This window comes from Streptomyces capitiformicae (assembly GCF_002214185.1).
GTDB lineage: Bacteria > Actinomycetota > Actinomycetes > Streptomycetales > Streptomycetaceae > Streptomyces > Streptomyces capitiformicae.
In genome coordinates, this window is the sequence record NZ_CP022161.1 from 8,944,518 (window position 1) to 8,960,430 (window position 15,913).

Sequence of the window (15,913 nt, forward strand, 5' to 3'; positions counted from 1 at the left end):
ATCCTCCTGACCACACACGACTTCAGAGACGAGACGATGGGACGCGGCAAGCTCCGGATCTACCTCGGCGCCGCACCCGGCGTCGGCAAGACGTATGCGATGCTCTCCGAGGCCCACCGCCGCGTCGAGCGGGGCACCGACTGCGTGGTCGCCTTCGTGGAGCACCACGACCGGCCGCGCACCGAGGTGATGCTGCAGGGCCTGGAGCAGGTGCCCCGCAAGGAGATCGAGTACCGCGGCACGACGTTCACCGAGATGGATGTGGACGCGGTGCTGCGGCGCGCCCCCGCCGTGGCCCTCGTCGACGAGCTGCCGCACACCAACATCCCCGGCTCGCGCAACGCCAAACGGTGGCAGGACGTCCAGGAGTTGCTCGCGGCCGGGATCGACGTCGTATCGACCGTCAACATCCAGCACCTGGAGTCGCTCGGCGACGTCGTCGAGTCGATAACCGGCGTCCGGCAGAAGGAGACCGTGCCGGACGAGGTCGTGCGGCGAGCGGACCAGATCGAGCTGGTCGACATGTCCCCGCAGGCCCTGCGCCGGCGCATGGCACACGGCAACATCTACAAGCCCGACAAGGTCGACGCGGCGCTGTCCAACTACTTCAGGCCCGGCAATCTCACCGCGCTGCGAGAGCTGGCACTGCTGTGGGTGGCCGACCGGGTCGACGAGTACCTGCAGCAGTACCGCAGCGAGCACCAGGTGTCGAAGATCTGGGGGTCGCGGGAGCGCATCGTGGTCGGCCTCACCGGCGGACCGGAGGGGAGGACCCTGATCCGGCGCGCCGCCCGGCTCGCGGAGAAGGGCGCCGGCGGCGAGGTCCTGGCCGTCTACATAGCCCGCAGCGACGGGCTCACCTCCGCCTCCCCCAAGGAGCTGGCCGTACAGCGAACCCTGGTCGAGGACCTCGGCGGCACCTTCCACCACGTCGTCGGCGACGACGTCCCGGTGGCGCTGCTGGACTTCGCACGCGGGGTGAACGCCACCCAGATCGTCCTCGGGGTGTCACGCCGCAAGGGATGGCAGTACGTCTTCGGACCCGGTGTCGGCGCGACGGTCGCCCGGGACTCGGGGCCCGACCTCGACGTGCACCTGATCACGCACAGCGAGGCGGGCAAGGGCCGCGGACTGCCCGTGTCCCGGGGCGCGCGACTCGGCAGATCCCGGCTCATCTGGGGCTGGCTGACCGGTATCGGGGGCCCGGCACTGCTCACGTTGCTGCTGACCCACAGTGACGCCGACCTCGGCCTCACCAACAACATGCTGCTGTTCCTGACGCTCACCGTGGGGGCCGCACTTCTCGGCGGCCTGCTGCCGTCACTGGCCTCGGCAGCGGTCGGCACCATGCTCCTGAACTGGTTCTTCACTCCCCCGGTGCACCGCATCACCATCGCCGATCCCAAGAACATGCTCGCACTGGCGATCTTCATCCTGGTCGCGGCCTCGGTGGCGTCGGTGGTGGACCTGGCGGCCCGCCGCACCCACCAGGCCGCCCGGCTGCGCGCCGAGTCGGAGATCCTCTCCTTCCTGGCCGGCAACGTGCTGCGCGGCGAGACCAGCCTGGAAGCCCTCCTGGAACGAGTCCGGGAGACCTTCGCCATGGAGTCGGTCGCCCTTCTGGAACGCAAGAGCGATGTCGAGCCATGGACCTGCGCCGGTCGCGTGGGCACCGGACGGCCTGTCGAACGGCCCGAGGACGCGGACGTCGACATGCCGGTCGGCGACCACATGGCGCTCGCCCTGTCCGGCCGGGTCCTGCCCGCCGAGGACCGCCGGGTCCTCGCCGCCTTCGCCGTCCAGGCCGCCGTCGTCCTGGACCGTCAGCGGCTGCAGTCCGAGGCCGACCAGGCCAAGGAACTGGCCGAGGGCAACCGCATCCGCACCGCGCTCCTGGCCGCCGTGAGCCATGACCTGCGCACCCCGCTCGCGGGCATCAAGGCGGCGGTGACCTCTCTGCGTTCGGACGACGTCGAGTGGTCCGAACAGGACCAGGCGGAGCTGCTGGCGGGCATCGAGGAGGGCGCCGACCGTCTCGACCACCTGGTGGGCAATCTTCTGGACATGTCCCGCCTGCAGACCGGCACACTTGCCCCGCTCATCCGTGAGATCGACGTGGACGAGGTCGTCCCCATGGCGCTGGGCGGCATCCCGGACCCCGAGTCGACCGTCGTCCTGGACATCCCCGAAACCCTGCCCATGGTCGCCGTCGACAAGGGTCTGCTGGAGCGGGCGGTCGCCAACATCGTCGAGAACGCGGTCAAGTACAGCCCCGACGGCAAGCCGGTCGTCGTATCGGCGAGCGCCCACGCCGACCGGGTCGAGGTCCGTGTCGTGGACCGCGGCCCCGGCGTCCCCGACGAGGCCAAGGACCGCATCTTCGAACCCTTCCAGCGCTACGGCGACGCCCCGCGCGGCGCCGGGGTCGGCCTCGGCCTGGCAGTCGCCCGCGGCTTCGCCGAGGCCATCGGCGGCACCCTCACCGCCGAGGACACTCCCGGCGGCGGCCTCACCATGGTCCTCACCCTGCCGGCGGCGACCAGTCCTCCGTCGGCACGGCCCGGTCTTCCCGCAACGGCCACCTCGTAGGCAGCCGGCCGGCCAGTGGGTCAAATCGACGCACGCCGCCGCAGACCCACTACTGCCTGCGCGCGATGTCAGAGATGCGTCAAGAACGCGCGCCGGTATGGCCGACCGTGACCGCCAGGGGCCACGCTGGCCCGGTCGGCCGGCACGCCGCAATCTCCATCTCCCGCCCATGGGGACCAACCCCACTCCAGCGAGGTGGACCATGAAGAGTTCGTTCCGTGACCGGATCGTCCCGGCCTCCGCCCTGCTCGCGCCACTCGTGGTCGCGCTGGCCCTGGCACCGTTCCGCGCCCATCTGTCGTCCGCGAACCTGGCCCTGGTCCTGGTCCTGGTCGTGGTCGTGGTCGTGGCCCTGGCCCTGGCCCTGGCCCTGGCCCTGGTCGTGGTCGTGGTGGCGGTCGCCGCCCTGGGCAGCCGGGTCGCAGGAGTGCTGGCCGCGCTCTCGGCGGCGGCCTGGTTCGCCCGCGGCGCAGCCGCAATCTGATACGGCTTCCTCACTCGCCCCTACCAGCGGTTCACCATCTCCGACGGCGACGACATCACCACCACCCTCCTGCTGCTGGCGGTGGGCGTGGCCGTGTCCCAACTGGCGGCCCACGCCCGTACGTTGAAGCTGGTCACCGTCACCGACGCGGCACATCTGGCACGGATCCACGAGACTGCCTGCCTAGTACAGGCTGGTGCCTCGCCGTATGCCGTGGTGGACCAGGTCGGGCAGCAACTCGTCGAGATCCTTGGCCTGCGCGGCTGCCGCTTCGAACACGGCACGCTGCTCGGCCGGCACCCCCGCCTGGAGCAGGACGGCTCGCTGACCGTCGGGCGCGCCAACTGGGACCTGGACAAGGACGGCTGGCCCGGCGAGGAGATCGAGTTGCGGGCCTCGGTGGGCGGCCGTTACCTCGGCCGGTTCATGCTCCTGCCAGAGCCCGGCGCCGTACCACCGCCTCTTCAGGCACGCCTGGGGCGTGTTGCGAAAGTCCCGTCGTCCGCCCGGAGGGCGGGCCGAGCGGCGTCATGGGGGTCCCCCCCCCGCTCGAGCGAAGCCGAGAGTGGGGGAGCGTGCTCTCGGCGTGCCGGGCGGAAGGCCCCGTAGATGGACTGGATGTACTTGGGCTTTCGCCCGGTGCGGCGGTGGGGGCCCCTCCCGCTCATGGGGCCCCTCCCGCTCATGGGGGCCCCTCCCGCTCGAGCGAAGCCGAGAGTGGGGGAGAAGCCGAGAGTAGGGGAGAAGCCGAGAGTAGGGGAGAAGCCGAGAGTGGGGGAGCGTGCCAGGCGTCGGGCGGCAGGCGGGACTTTCGCAACACGCCCTAGTGACCGTAAGCCTCGCCGACCATGTCGGTGCCGCACTCGACACCGCAGGGCCGGTACTCGACCGCTGAGCGGGGTCTTTCACCCTCACCAGCGGCTTCATCCTCACCAACGAGGAGCCCCGGACCTGGCCGACTCATGTCGCCTTCGCACCCACACCTCCGACCAGGGCTGCGAAGTAGTCACGGTCCCTCCGGTCATTGAGGTTCACCGCCTCGTACTCGTCCCGGGGCCACAGGGGGCGGCCGTCGATCCATGGGACGACGGTGGGCCCGGCGTCGAGCCAGCCGTGCAGATCGACCGTGCCGACCGCTGGGGGCATACCGCGTCTCGGATGCTTGGGCGTGCCTGGCGGGTTGACTTCCATGGCGGCTTCCGGCAGATCCTCCGGACCTCCGTGGGCGGCGAAGAGCACCAGGACCAGTCCGTCGTCGAGGCCAGGCAGCAACACGTAGCGTTTGGGTACGGGAACGGGCGCCCGGGCTGCCTGCACCAAGCCTCTCACCGCGGGCATCCCCTGAGTAATCATCCGGCGGCCGAACCGGAGTGCGTTGATGCCGGACAGGGCCGCGAGGATCAGCGGCACCAGGACGTCCTGGTCCTTCGCCAGAAGCCACCACGTCACCACCATCGCGATGGCGAAAGCCGCATTGACCACGGCCGGCCAGACGTACGAAATCTCCAGTAGGGCAGGCACGCGCCACCAGGGCACGGCACGGATGTCGGGTTCGCGGCGCGGGGCGGTTCCGTCCTCGTCCTCGATCGCCTGCCGACGGGCCGCTTCGGCCATGGCCGCGTACGACAGGTCCGGCTCCCGGCCTTCGATGAGTTGGTCGTCCACGCCGGCCTGCGGCTGCCGGGGCTGCGGCCTGTTCAGGAGCCCCTGTCGTTCCGCCGTCAAGACGTCCCTGCGACGGGTCCGCCCAGTTCGAGGGCGGCGTGCCCACAGCAGGTGCTCGCCGCCGGGTTGCGCGAGCACACCGCCGGTGCGCGCGTCGCCGCACCACCACAGCACGCCTCCGGGGTCGGGGTTGGCCAGGTGGTATCGCGGCTGCAGCGTCCGGACCGACAGCGGGATCACGTCACCCGTCTGCGGGTGGCGCAGTACCGTACGGGGTTTGCCCTGGGATGAAATGGCCACAGCGGAGCAGGCGATCCATGGGTGGGTGGACAAGGACCGCCGCATACGGCGGTAGTTGACGAGGGCCGCCACGCCGACGATGGCGGCGACCGGGCCGCCTCCGACGCAGAAGACGGCGATGTCGTTCAGCCAGCCGATTCCGGCTTCGTCGGCGGGCGGACCGACCGTCAGCCCGACCATGACGGCCCCGAGGCCGCCTCCGAGCCAGCCCCAGGCGCGCCGGCGGAACCTGGTGAGAGCAAGCGCCGTCGCGGGATGCGCAATCCCGGTCGTGTGCGCCACTGGGTGTGACTTGCGCAGCGGGCTCACTGCTTCTCCATTTGGTCTGTGATCCGCCCGACGACCTGGGCGACGTGCGTCGTACGATTCCGGACCCAATCCGGGCTCACCACGGCCGCCCAGCGGTGCTGAGCGTCTCATCAAGTTCCTTCGGCTGAACAGCCCTTCGGTAGAACCACTCCCCCAGCTGCGAGCCGCCCATCAGACCTGCCGCGAACATCAAGAATCCGACCTGCACGACGGCCCCGAGGAACGCGGCGTCATCGGTATCCAGGCCGCTGTGCTGCAGAAGCGGAACGATCAGGCCGCCGACCCAGATGACCAGCAGAGCGACGCCCCGTACGCGTATGCCCCACGGAGTGATCCGTCGCCGGACCGACTTGGGCGCCCAGCCGCGCAAAGAGGCGATCGCCAGGGGCAGGGCGAACGCCGACCAGCCGATCGGCCAAAGCCACAGGAACACCACTCACACTCCACTTCCGGGCCAACCACCCGCGACCACAAGCCCGGGCAGCTCAAGGGCCGCCCGGACTCGCGCCGCTGCTCAATGCCTATGTCAGCCGGTGATCTCGACCTTCCCGTTGGCCTCGGCGGGTGCCGTGGTCGCGGGCTGCGCGCCGCCGGCACGCTGGGTGATGCCCTTCAGTAGCTCGGCGAGGTCGACTCCCGTCGTGGAGCTGAGGAGTTCGACACCCTGAGCGACGTTGTCGGCGACCGTACGGGAGAGCTGGCTGGCCCCGTCCGTGGAGATGACCGTCATCTTGTCCACCGCGCTGAGCGGCTCGGACGCCTTGGCGACCACCTGCGGCAGCACCTCGACGAGCATCTGCAGCACGGCCGCGTCGCCGTACTGCGCGAAGGCGTCGGCCTTCTTCCGCATCGCCTCGGCCTCGGCGGCGCCCTTGGCCCCGATCGCGGCGGCCTCCGCCTCACCCTCCAGTCGTACGGCGTCGGCGAGCGCGGCGCGCTGCGCCTTCTCACCCTCACCGGTCAGCCGGGCCCGCTCGGCCGCCGCCTCGGCCTCCTTGACCAGCGCGATACGACGGCCCTCGGCCTCCTGCTCGGCCTGGTAGCGGGCGGCGTCGGCGGGCTTGCGGACCTTGGTGTCCAACTCGCGGTCGGTCAGCGCGGCCTGACGTTCGGCGACCTTCTCCTGCTCGGCCAGGACCTCCTGGTTTCGCGCCGCCTCGGCCAGCGGACCCGCGGCCGCGGCACGCGCCGCCGCCTCGTCGGTCTCGGCCTTGATCTCGGCCTGCTTCAGGGCGAAGGTCCGCTGCGCGATCGCGATCTCCTCCTCCGCCTTCAACCGGGCCTGCTCGGCGGCACGGCGGGCGACGGCCTCGGCAATGTCCGCCTCCTGCTTGGCGCGCGCGGCCTCCGGGCGGCCGAGGTCTTCCAGGTAGGAGCCCTCGGTGGTGATGTCCTGGATCTGGAAGGCGTCCAGCACCAGGCCCTGCCCGGACAGGCTCGCCTCTGCCTCCTCGGCGACCTGCCCGGCGAACGCGGCCCGGTCGCGGATGATGTCCTCCACCGACATCCGGCCCACGATGGCGCGCAGCGCGCCGGAGAGCACCTCCTGGGTGAAGCCGACGATGCCGTCCTGCTGCATCAGGAACCGCTGGGCCGCCGCGCGGATCGAGTCCTCCGTGCCGCCGACCTTGACGATCGCGACCCCCTCCAGGTGAGCCTTGACGCCCCGCAGGGTGACCGCGCCGCGCACCGCGACCGGGATGTGCCGGGAGGAGAGGTCGAGGGTGAACTTCTGCTGCACGAACGGCACGACGAACACCCCGCCGCCGACCACGACCTTCTGCCCGCTGTTGTCGGTGAACACGCGGCCCGTCTCCGGGTCGGTGGACTTCTTTCCCCGCCGCCCGGTGACGATGAACGCCTCGCTCGGCCCCGCCACCTTGTAGCGGGTGACCACGACTAGACCGAGCAGGACAAGGAGTGCGACGACTCCGATCACAGCGATCACAACTGGGCTCATGACAATTCCCCTCAGCCCTCCCAGGGGACGGCAGATCGATGGGTTCACGTGGACGAAAGGGCACCGCCGACTCGGTGCCGGATGTGTACAGCGGAGCGGTCGATCAGCGTTCCACCAGGCGTACGGAGACCGATGTCTGCGACAGCGTCTCCTCCACCCAGATCTCGGCGCCTCGCGCCACCGGGGCGGAACTCTTCGCCGCGAGCTTCACGGGTTGTCCGGCCAGGTGGACCAGTACCTCGCCGTAGCCGCCTGCCGGGATGGCGGTGACGACGGAGCCCGAAGCACCGATCAGGTCGTCGTCGCGCGGGGCGGCGCCGGACCGGTCGCTCATCAGGGCACGGCTGAGGCGATAGGCGAGCCAGCCCGTGCCGACTCCGGCCGGCACGCCGATCACGGTGGCGCCGACGGCACCCACCCCGGTGGTGCCCATGGCGATCGCACCGGAGAAGCCGAGCATGGAGAGGAACCCGGCGATGACCGGAAGCGACAGCCAGCCGTCGAACAGGCCGTCCAGCACGTCGACACCGTCGAAGAGTCCCTCAAGGACGCCGTCGAAGACGAGCGACAGTACGAGGAGTACGACCCCTGCAATGCCCAGACCGAGAAACCAGGCCATCCGCGTTCACCGTCCCCTCCTCGACTCCTTCGTGCCGGTTGAGCGCATGCTCGCATGTGGACAAGCGCAAGCACATTGCCTTGTTCCGGCAGTCTTCACACGGCTTTGATGCCGTGCTCTTCACATCCCGTCCGGCAGAACACACTCAGGTTCGAGCCCCACCCAGTCGCGGGCTGCCGACGCTCCAGTCGCGGGCTGCCGACGCTCCGCGTTGCACACGCCTGCGACTTCTCTCCCCAGCCCTTGAGTGCTCACCGGCTCTCCGTGCCGCGAAGTGCATGGCGCTGGACGATTCGGGAGATGTCACGTGCGGTGATGATGCCCACCAGGCGCTGCCCGTCGATGACGAGGATGCGTATGCCGATGCCCGAGGAGAGCTTTTCGAGTACGTCTTCCAGGAGGTCGTCCGGCGCGCACGTGGCGTTCTGCGGCAACGGTGTCGCCACGTCCCGCACCCGCAGTGTCTCCCGCTGCTGCGCGGGGACCCGCGCGAGCCGCGCCAGGTTGAGCAGGCCGCTGGGGCGTCCGTCGAAGTCGATCAGGGGCAGCACCGTGTGGCGGGTCCGCACGACCACATCCGCGATGCACCGCTCCACCGTCAGCCAGTCCTGGCATGCCTCCACGGGACTCGACATGGCATCCGCCGCTCGCACTCCGCGCAGGGCCGGGGCCATCCGGGCGTGCTGACGTTCCGCGTTGGCGACGATCAGGACGAAGAAGCCGATGACCGCCAGCCACAGGCCGCTCCACACGCCGTACAGGACGGAGATCCAGCCGACGGCGATCAGCAGCATGCCGAGGACCTGCCCGCTGCGTGCGGCCGCCCGTTCGGCCCGGTCCCGGTCTCCGGTACGCCACCACATCAGTGCCTGCACGACGCGTCCTCCGTCGAGCGGCGCGGCCGGCAGCAGATTGAACATGGCCAGGACGCAGTTCACCCAGCCGAGCCAGACCAGGACCGCCGCGGGAACCTCCCAGCCGGAGAGGGCGTCCAGCCCGACACCGGCACCGAGCGCGGCCCCACCGACGGCCAGGCTGGCGAGCGGCCCGCTCACAGCCACCAGGAAGGCCGCCCCGGCCGCGCGCGGCTTGCCCATCTCGGTCATCCCGCCCAACGCCCACAGCGTGATGCTCTGGACCGGGATGCCTTTTCGCCGGGCCGCGATCGCGTGCGCGGCCTCATGAGCCAGCAGACTTCCGAGCAGCAGCAGAGCCCCGGCCAGGCCGGCGACCGTGTAGGCGGCGTTCGACTGGTCCGGAACCCCGGCGGGGAGCGTGCGGCTGCCCAGGCTGTACCCGAACAGCACCACGAGCAGGGGCACGGTCCAGTGGAGGCGCAGCGGCACCCCGAGCAGGCGTCCCATCCGTACCGAGCCGTTCATCACCATCTCCTGCGGACGGTGTGGGCCCCCTACTGGCAGTGTCCCCCGTACCGGGGTCCCGACACCGCGTATGGACGGATGCGGCCACAGCGAGGCTCTTCGTCGGTCGGGGCGTGTCGTCGGCAGGGGCGAGGTGACGATGGCCGTGAGGATCAGGGCCGCCAGGGCGATGATGAGCACCACGGCCGCCTTCCGGCGTCGACTGTGCCGTGCGGCGTCGTCGTCACGACCGTCGGCGTCATCCTGGTTGTGGGAGAACTGGTCGTTCAGTGCGTCCATCAGCGAGACCAGCTCGGGGTCGTCCCGGGCGAGGTGTCGCTCCATCTCCGCGAGGATGCGCCGGTCGTCCATCGAGGGGTTCATACCGATCACCTGACTCGCCTAAGCGGCGCGGGTGCCGCTCTGCGCGCCGTCGGAGGGCCGGAGCGTGTCGACGAGCCGCAGTACCTCCATCGGCAGCGGGAAGATGCGCGTGGAGTTCCGCTCGCTGGAGAAGCACTCTGCGACGCGCAGCCCCTCCTCGAGGTGCTCGGCGACAACCAGCGTGATGCTGTCGTCGATCCGCGTCGCCAGCACAGTCGGAGTCTGCGCCGCGCGCCCTGCAGGAGCGGCCAGCGGACACCCCAGTGTGACCAGGAGGACCTGGACAAGCCTCCGGAGTGGTGAGGGGAGGCGGCTTCGGGGCACAGCACAGTTCCCCTGTTCGCATGCAGCTCCAACGGGCGTCTTAACTCGCGGAGTACCCGCGCGCACCGGCCGGCCGTCTACCCGAAGTGATCAAACTGCGGTGGAGCCGCCCGGTACTACGCGAAACACACCAGGTGGCGCAGGCCCCTCCTGGCTTCGGCAAGTCGGGCCCGGCCGCGTCAGGAAAGCGTCAAGGAAGCGGCCAGGGACGAAATAGCCGTGTCAACGGCGGGTTGATCGGCGTTGCGGCGGGGTTACTTCTAGAGGTCCGTTCCTTCCGAATCTCGTCTAGGAGCTCGCGATGGCCGATGTGGCCTTCGTCTGCGCCACGGTCGCGGTGTTCGCGCTGGCGTCTCTCATCGCCCGGCGGGTGGGTCGGCTGTGAGCGCCGAGAACATCGTCGGGCTGGCCGTGGCCGTGGCCCTGCTGGGCTGTCTGATCCGCGCGCTGATCTTTCCAGATAGGTTCTGAGCACGGCACGGGGCGGCTGGGCAGCCAGAAGCATCTGCTGCAGGAGGTGTGGGGACCCTCGTACAAGACACACACCGACAACCTGCGGGTCTACGCGACACGGCCGCGGCGCAAACTGGAGGCAGACCCATCGCATCCACGCCACCTCATCACCGGGCCGGCCATGGGACACCGCGTCGAGAAGTGATCTCCTTGCTGTCCCGAACCGGCCCGGCGAGCGCAGAACGATCGGAACCCTGAACCATGGCACGCGGCAAGCTACGGATCTACCTCGGTGCGGCGCCGGGCGTCGGCAAGACCTACGCCATGCTGTCGGAGGCGCACCGCCGTGTGGAGCGCGGCACCGACTGTGTGGTGGCCTTCGTCGAGCACCACGACCGGCCGCGTACCGAGGTGATGCTGCACGGCCTGGAGCAGATCCCGCGCCGGGAGCTGGAGTACCGGGGCGCGGTGTTCACCGAGATGGACGTGGACGCCGTGCTGAAGCGCCGGCCGGCCGTCGCCTTGGTGGACGAGCTGGCCCACACCAACGTGCCGGGCTCCCGGAATTCCAAGCGGTGTCAGGACGTCGAGGAACTGCTGGAGGCCGGGATCGACGTCATAACGACCGTCAACATCCAGCACCTGGAGTCGCTCGGCGATGTCGTCGAGTCGATCACCACGGTGCGGCAGCGGGAGACCGTACCGGACGAGGTGGTGCGGCGCGCCGACCAGATAGAGCTGGTCGACATGTCACCGCAGGCGCTGCGCCGCCGGATGGCGCACGGCAACATCTACAAGCCCGACAAGGTCGACGCGGCCTTGTCGAACTATTTCCGGCCGGGCAATCTGACCGCGCTGCGGGAGCTGGCGTTGCTGTGGACCGCGGACCGGGTCGACGAGTACCTGCAGCAGTACCGCGGGGAACACGACATCCGCTCCACCTGGCAGGCCCGCGAGCGGATCGTGGTCGGGCTGACCGGCGGCCCTGAAGGACGGACCCTGCTGCGGCGGGCGGCCCGGCTGGCGGAGAAGGGCGCGGGCGGCGAGGTACTGGCCGTCTACATCTCCCGCAGCGACGGGCTGACCTCCGCCTCGCCCAAGGAACTCGCCGTACAGCGCACCCTGGTCGAGGACCTGGGCGGCACGTTTCACCAGGTCGTCGGCGACGACGTACCGCAGGCGCTGCTGGACTTCGCCCGGAGTGTCAACGCCACCCAGATCGTGCTCGGCGTCAGCCGGCGGCGCGCCTGGCAGTACGCCTTCGGGCCCGGGGTGAGTGCCACGGTGGCCCGCGAGTCCGGACCGGACCTCGACGTCCACATCGTCACCCACGAGGAGGCCGCCAAGGGCCGCGGACTGCCGGTGGCGCGCGGCGGCCGGCTCGGCCGCTCCCGCATCATCGCCGGATGGCTGGTCGGTGTGGTCGGCCCGGTGGTGCTCACCCTGCTGCTCACCTCGGTGTGGAACACCCGGCCCGCCGACGACGGTCCCGGCTTCGCCAACGAGGTGCTGCTGTTCCTGACCCTGACCGTGGGGGCCGCACTGCTCGGCGGACTGATGCCCGCGCTGGCCGCGGCCACGGCCGGCTCGCTGCTGCTGAACTACTTCTTCACCCCACCCACTCACACCTGGATCATCGATGATCCGGCGAACGTCCTCGCCATCATCGTCTTCTTCGCAGTCGGTGTCTCGGTCGCCTCGGTCGTGGACCTGGCCGCCCGCCGGACCCACCAAGCGGCCCGGCTTCGCGCCGAGTCCGAGACCCTGTCGTTCCTGGCGGGCAGCGTGCTACGGGGCGAGGACGGTCTGGAGGCGCTGCTGGAGCGGGTGCGGGAGACCTTCGGGATGGAGTCGGTGGCACTGCTGGAGCGGGGCGGCGAGGTCGAGCCGTGGACCTGCGCGGGCAGGGTCGGGACGGCCCGTCCGATCGAGCGCCCAGTGGACGCCGATGTCGACATGCCGGTCGGCGACCACCTCGTACTCGCCCTGTCCGGGCGGGTGCTGCCTGCCGAGGACCGGCGTGTGCTGGCCGCCTTCGCCGCTCAGGCCGCCGTCGTCCTGGACCGCCAGCGGCTGAAGCAGGAAGCCGGGCAGGCGCGCGAGCTGGCCGAGGGCAACCGCATCCGCACCGCGCTGCTCGCCGCCGTCAGCCATGATCTGCGGACCCCGCTGGCCACCATCAAGGCCGCGGTCACCTCGCTGCGCTCCGACGACATCGAATGGTCCGAAGAGGACCAGGCGGAACTGCTGGCGAGCATCGAAGAAGGCACCGACCGGCTCGACCACCTGGTGGGCAACCTGCTGGACATGTCCCGGCTGCAGACCGGCACCGTCACACCGCTGATCCGCGACGTGGACCTGGACGAAGTGGTACCGATGGCCCTCGGCGGCGTCCCCGAAGGCTCCGTCGTCCTGGAGATCCCCGAAACCCTGCCGATGGTCGCGGCCGACCCCGGGCTGCTGGAACGGGCCGTCGCCAACGTCGTGGAGAACGCCGTGAAGTACGGCCCGGAGAACGAGGTGGTGCTGGTCTCCGCCAGCACGCTCGGCGACCGGGTCGAGCTGCGGGTCGTCGACCGCGGCCCCGGGGTGCCCGACGAGGCCAAGGAGAGGATCTTCGAGCCGTTCCAGCGGTACGGGGATGTGCCTCGCGGCGCGGGAGTCGGCCTGGGCCTCGCGGTCGCCCGCGGCTTCGCCGAGGCCATGGGCGGCACGCTCATCGCCGAGGACACCCCCGGCGGCGGTATGACCATGGTCCTCACCCTCAAGAGCACGCCAGGCCGTCCACCTGTACCCCCCGACCTGCCCGCCCACTTCACCTCGTAACGGCCTCGGCGGCCGCTCACGAGCTCGCGCCGCGGTCCCCACCGGGGGTGATCCGCCGATGCGCGCCCCGGGCGTTGACGAGGCGGGCGATCACCGTACCGAGCAGCGCCGCGCCCATCAGGAAGACGAGCCGCCCCGCATCCGGATACCCCTGCCACGCAAGCTCGCCATGTGGCGGCACCGCGAAGCCGTTGAGGAACAGCCAGCACACCGCGGCGGTGCCCGGCGCCGCGACGAAGCGGGCGCACACTCCCAGCAGCGCCGCCAGGACGCACAGCACCAGCAGGGCGTGCAGCGGTTCGGCGAGCCCGTTCGCCACGCTGAGCACCCCCACCGTCAGCAGCGCCCCGATGAAGGCCGCCACCCAGACGAAGGGCGTAGGAACAGGCTCGGGTACCGGCCTGACCGCAGCCCGCAACGGTCGCCACTCCACCATGAGCTCATCCTTCCCCGCGTCACCTGCGCTGCTCCCATGACGGCGCCTCCAGGACGGTTCCGCGCCGGGTGACCGCCCTTTCTTAACGAACTCAGTGCGAGCAAGGCTTCCCTGGACGCGCGACCGGTGGCGAAGGAGCGAAGAGCAGCGATACGGCGGCTCGCGGTGCACTCAGCTGAGTTCGGCGAACGACTCCACATCGTGGATCTTGCCGGTGACGACGATGACGTCCCCTTTCTGTATGACCGTCTCGGCGGCGGCGTAGGTGAAGCCCTCGCCCGGCCGCTTGATACCGACGACCGTCACCCCGTACTTGCTGCGCACCTGGCTCTTCGCCAAGCGGCATACCGGTGGAGACGGCCGGGGCGACGGACTTACAGCACGAGGATCACGCCCTCGCCGAAGCCGCTCCAGTACGTGCCGGTGTCCACCACGACCAGACCCGTCACGCACACCGCGGACGTGGAAGTGAACAGCGCCGTCACCACGTTGGCGCTCCGACCGTCCTAGACGGCGACGGGCAGCATCAGCAGTACCGTCCCCAGCAGGATCACGGCAGCGAAGCCCATGACCACCGTACGAGCGGGATGTGCCGCCAACAGCGAGTGCCACATCCGCCCCGCGCGCCCTGCCACTCCCTGGCCTTCCTGCCTGCCAACGTTCCGTCAAGGATCCATCAGCGTCCGGCCAAGATCCAGCGGGCTACCCTAGCCGAGGTCCGCCTCGGTGTAACGGGGCAGGAGAGCGGCCCTGCTGATCGGGATGGACACCCCGCAGGTGACACAGGAGCTGCTCACCGTGGGCTTCGACGGGTATGGGTATGACGCCTGCTTCGGTCCGGCCGAGGACGGCGGCTTCTGGGCGCTCGGGCTGGCCCACCCGGACCCGGCGCTGCTGCGCGGGGTCCCGATGTCGACGCCCACCACCGGCGCCGAGCAGCGCGCCCGGCTCGTCGCCGCAGGACTGCGCGTGCGCGACCTGCCGCGCCTGAGAGACGTCGACACCGCCGCCGACGCCGAAGCGGTAGCCGCCACAGCGCCACACAGCTGCTCCGCCGCAGAGCTGACCGGCTCCGGGCGGTCGCCCGCCGATGAGCACGGCACACGAGGTGAGAGCGCGGGACACCGCGGAGCACAGCTGGTCCGCTGCCCCCTACGCCGACGCCCTCCGGACCGGCCACGGACCGCTCTTCCTCCGCCGCAGCGACGGGTGGCTGCTGCCCCTGGACGTCGAGCGGTGGTGCGGGCCCGCCGACGCCGTGGACCTGCGGATCCTGGACCGGTGCGAGGGTGCCGTGCTCGACGTCGGGTGCGGACCGGGACGACTGGTGGCGGAACTCGCCGCCCGCGGCCGGACCGCGCTCGGCATCGACATCAGCGAGGCCGCCGTCGCCCATACCCTGGGCCTCGGCGGGCAGGCCCTGTGGCGCTCTGTCTTCGAACCGCTCCCTGGCGAGGGCCGGTGGAACACCGCCCTGCTCCTGGACGAGAACCTCGGCATCGGCGGCGACCCTCACGCCCTGCTCCGCGGACTGGCCGAACTGCTGCCGGGTGGCCTGTTGAACGCCGAGACGGTCCCGGTGGACGTGGACGAGCGCATCAACGTCCACATCGTGCGCGGCACCGATGCCTCGGGGACCGCCGGCGCCATGTTCCCCTGGGCCCGGCTCGGCACCCCGGCGCTGCTCCGGCACGCCCGCCCGCTGGGCTGGCGTACCGTCGATCAGTGGTCGGTCGGCGGCCGCTGTTTCGTCGCCCTGCCCAACCACAGCCGCAGCACCAACAGCAGCGCCGACCCGCCGAAGAGCACGGCCGTGATCAACAGCCAGCGGGCGAGGAAGCCGTCTCCGGACAGGCCGGTCGCCGAGGGGTAGTGGTCCGCCACCCGGCCGCTGATGAGCGGGAACCACACGAGCAGGAGCAGCCCGGACAGAGCAGCCGGCACACGGACGTACAGGGCCCACTCCCGGCGGCCGGCCGCACCGAGCGACCGTATGACCGCGCGGTCCGCCACCGCGTACAGCGGCAGCAGCACCAGGTCGTGGAGGAGTGCCGCCCCCACGAACCACACCGCCACCTGGAACCAGTCGTCCGCCAGCAGCCGCACACCCGCATAACCGGCCAACGCGAACGAGCAGGCCAGAAGCAGGAGTTGCAGCGGGCTGCCCACCTTCGCACGGATGCGCGTCACAGGTCTCATCGGA

At 70.5% G+C, this 15,913-nt stretch carries 14 protein-coding genes and 5 pseudogenes; 8 read left to right on the forward strand and 11 right to left on the reverse strand.

The genetic code is table 11. The features are described from left to right. Positions 1 to 36 precede the first annotated feature (36 nt). The 3 genes and pseudogenes from CES90_RS40095 to CES90_RS51735 form a co-directional block, all read left to right on the forward strand. Positions 37 to 2,589 (forward strand): sensor histidine kinase, encoded by a 2,553-nt coding sequence (locus CES90_RS40095; protein ID WP_189787899.1) that lies wholly within the window; start codon positions 37 to 39, stop codon positions 2,587 to 2,589. 202 nt (positions 2,590 to 2,791) lie between these two features. Beyond that, the gene (locus CES90_RS51730) at positions 2,792 to 3,073 is read left to right on the forward strand and encodes a hypothetical protein (RefSeq protein WP_308437931.1); all 282 of its coding nucleotides are present in this window, start codon (positions 2,792 to 2,794) and stop codon (positions 3,071 to 3,073) included. Positions 3,074 to 3,091: 18 nt separating this feature from the next. Beyond that, positions 3,092 to 3,682: pseudogene (locus CES90_RS51735) on the forward strand (hypothetical protein); the annotation flags it as partial. Positions 3,683 to 4,033: 351 nt separating this feature from the next. Here CES90_RS51735 and CES90_RS40105 read toward each other — a convergent pair. From CES90_RS40105 to CES90_RS40130, 7 genes and pseudogenes are all read right to left on the reverse strand, one after another. Then, positions 4,034 to 5,347 carry a hypothetical protein gene (locus CES90_RS40105; protein ID WP_189787898.1) on the reverse strand — a complete coding sequence of 438 codons (1,314 nt, stop codon included), beginning with the start codon at positions 5,345 to 5,347 and terminating at the stop codon, positions 4,034 to 4,036. Positions 5,348 to 5,423: 76 nt separating this feature from the next. After that, complete coding sequence (locus tag CES90_RS40110; RefSeq protein WP_189787897.1) at positions 5,424 to 5,780, reverse strand: hypothetical protein; 357 nt, start codon at positions 5,778 to 5,780, stop codon at positions 5,424 to 5,426. A 93-nt stretch (positions 5,781 to 5,873) separates the two neighbouring features. After that, positions 5,874 to 7,307: a flotillin family protein gene (locus CES90_RS40115; protein ID WP_189787896.1), complete on the reverse strand. Its 1,434-nt coding sequence runs from the start codon at positions 7,305 to 7,307 to the stop codon at positions 5,874 to 5,876. Between the two features lie 103 nt (positions 7,308 to 7,410). Next, positions 7,411 to 7,926, reverse strand: coding sequence for a hypothetical protein (locus CES90_RS40120; RefSeq protein ID WP_189787895.1), 516 nt, complete (start codon positions 7,924 to 7,926; stop codon positions 7,411 to 7,413). A 251-nt stretch (positions 7,927 to 8,177) separates the two neighbouring features. Next, entirely contained in the window at positions 8,178 to 9,308 is a 1,131-nt protein-coding gene (locus CES90_RS40125; RefSeq protein ID WP_229914421.1) for a site-2 protease family protein, read from the reverse strand. Between the two features lie 144 nt (positions 9,309 to 9,452). Further along, positions 9,453 to 9,671: pseudogene (locus CES90_RS51425) on the reverse strand (DUF3040 domain-containing protein); the annotation flags it as partial. A gap of 18 nt (positions 9,672 to 9,689) precedes the next feature. Then, on the reverse strand, positions 9,690 to 9,884 hold the full coding sequence (locus CES90_RS40130) for a hypothetical protein (RefSeq protein ID WP_189787919.1): 195 nt from the start codon (positions 9,882 to 9,884) through the stop codon (positions 9,690 to 9,692). Positions 9,885 to 10,376: 492 nt separating this feature from the next. Here CES90_RS40130 and kdpF point away from each other — a divergent pair, with 492 nt between their 5' ends. From kdpF to CES90_RS40145, 3 genes and pseudogenes are all read left to right on the forward strand, one after another. After that, positions 10,377 to 10,466, forward strand: a complete 90-nt coding sequence (gene kdpF / locus CES90_RS40135; RefSeq protein WP_189787893.1) for a K(+)-transporting ATPase subunit F — start codon at positions 10,377 to 10,379, stop codon at positions 10,464 to 10,466. A gap of 7 nt (positions 10,467 to 10,473) precedes the next feature. Continuing rightward, a pseudogene (locus CES90_RS40140) lies at positions 10,474 to 10,653 on the forward strand (winged helix-turn-helix domain-containing protein); the annotation flags it as partial. Between the two features lie 56 nt (positions 10,654 to 10,709). Next, positions 10,710 to 13,274, forward strand: coding sequence for a sensor histidine kinase (locus CES90_RS40145; RefSeq protein WP_189787892.1), 2,565 nt, complete (start codon positions 10,710 to 10,712; stop codon positions 13,272 to 13,274). A gap of 16 nt (positions 13,275 to 13,290) precedes the next feature. Here the strand turns inward: CES90_RS40145 and CES90_RS40150 are convergent, their stop codons facing one another. From CES90_RS40150 to CES90_RS51430, 3 genes are all read right to left on the reverse strand, one after another. Further along, positions 13,291 to 13,710 carry a hypothetical protein gene (locus CES90_RS40150; RefSeq protein WP_189787891.1) on the reverse strand — a complete coding sequence of 140 codons (420 nt, stop codon included), beginning with the start codon at positions 13,708 to 13,710 and terminating at the stop codon, positions 13,291 to 13,293. A 171-nt stretch (positions 13,711 to 13,881) separates the two neighbouring features. After that, positions 13,882 to 14,049 carry a cation:proton antiporter regulatory subunit gene (locus tag CES90_RS50500; RefSeq protein WP_229914418.1) on the reverse strand — a complete coding sequence of 56 codons (168 nt, stop codon included), beginning with the start codon at positions 14,047 to 14,049 and terminating at the stop codon, positions 13,882 to 13,884. A 167-nt stretch (positions 14,050 to 14,216) separates the two neighbouring features. Further along, entirely contained in the window at positions 14,217 to 14,345 is a 129-nt protein-coding gene (locus CES90_RS51430) for a hypothetical protein (protein WP_268257069.1), read from the reverse strand. Positions 14,346 to 14,457: 112 nt separating this feature from the next. Between CES90_RS51430 and CES90_RS40160 the strand changes: the two are divergent. Both CES90_RS40160 and CES90_RS51740 read left to right on the forward strand, forming a co-directional pair. Beyond that, a pseudogene (locus CES90_RS40160) lies at positions 14,458 to 14,775 on the forward strand (TIGR04282 family arsenosugar biosynthesis glycosyltransferase); the annotation flags it as partial. Positions 14,776 to 14,800: 25 nt separating this feature from the next. Next, positions 14,801 to 15,244, forward strand: a pseudogene (locus CES90_RS51740) (class I SAM-dependent methyltransferase); the annotation flags it as partial. Between the two features lie 188 nt (positions 15,245 to 15,432). Here CES90_RS51740 and CES90_RS40170 read toward each other — a convergent pair. Further along, positions 15,433 to 15,909: a hypothetical protein gene (locus tag CES90_RS40170; RefSeq protein WP_229914417.1), complete on the reverse strand. Its 477-nt coding sequence runs from the start codon at positions 15,907 to 15,909 to the stop codon at positions 15,433 to 15,435. Between the last annotated feature and the right edge of the window lie 4 nt (positions 15,910 to 15,913).

Bases quoted from the DNA above. Each gene is read 5' to 3' on its own strand.
- CES90_RS40150 (WP_189787891.1), bottom strand. From the start codon at position 13,710: ATGGTGGAGTGGCGACCGTTGCGGGCTGCGGTCAGGCCGGTACCCGAG.
- CES90_RS40170 (WP_229914417.1), bottom strand. From the start codon at position 15,909: ATGAGACCTGTGACGCGCATCCGTGCGAAGGTGGGCAGCCCGCTGCAA.
- CES90_RS40120 (WP_189787895.1), bottom strand. From the start codon at position 7,926: ATGGCCTGGTTTCTCGGTCTGGGCATTGCAGGGGTCGTACTCCTCGTA.
- CES90_RS40145 (WP_189787892.1), top strand. From the start codon at position 10,710: ATGGCACGCGGCAAGCTACGGATCTACCTCGGTGCGGCGCCGGGCGTC.
- CES90_RS40115 (WP_189787896.1), bottom strand. From the start codon at position 7,307: ATGAGCCCAGTTGTGATCGCTGTGATCGGAGTCGTCGCACTCCTTGTC.
- CES90_RS40095 (WP_189787899.1), top strand. From the start codon at position 37: ATGGGACGCGGCAAGCTCCGGATCTACCTCGGCGCCGCACCCGGCGTC.
- CES90_RS51730 (WP_308437931.1), top strand. From the start codon at position 2,792: ATGAAGAGTTCGTTCCGTGACCGGATCGTCCCGGCCTCCGCCCTGCTC.
- CES90_RS40125 (WP_229914421.1), bottom strand. From the start codon at position 9,308: ATGAACGGCTCGGTACGGATGGGACGCCTGCTCGGGGTGCCGCTGCGC.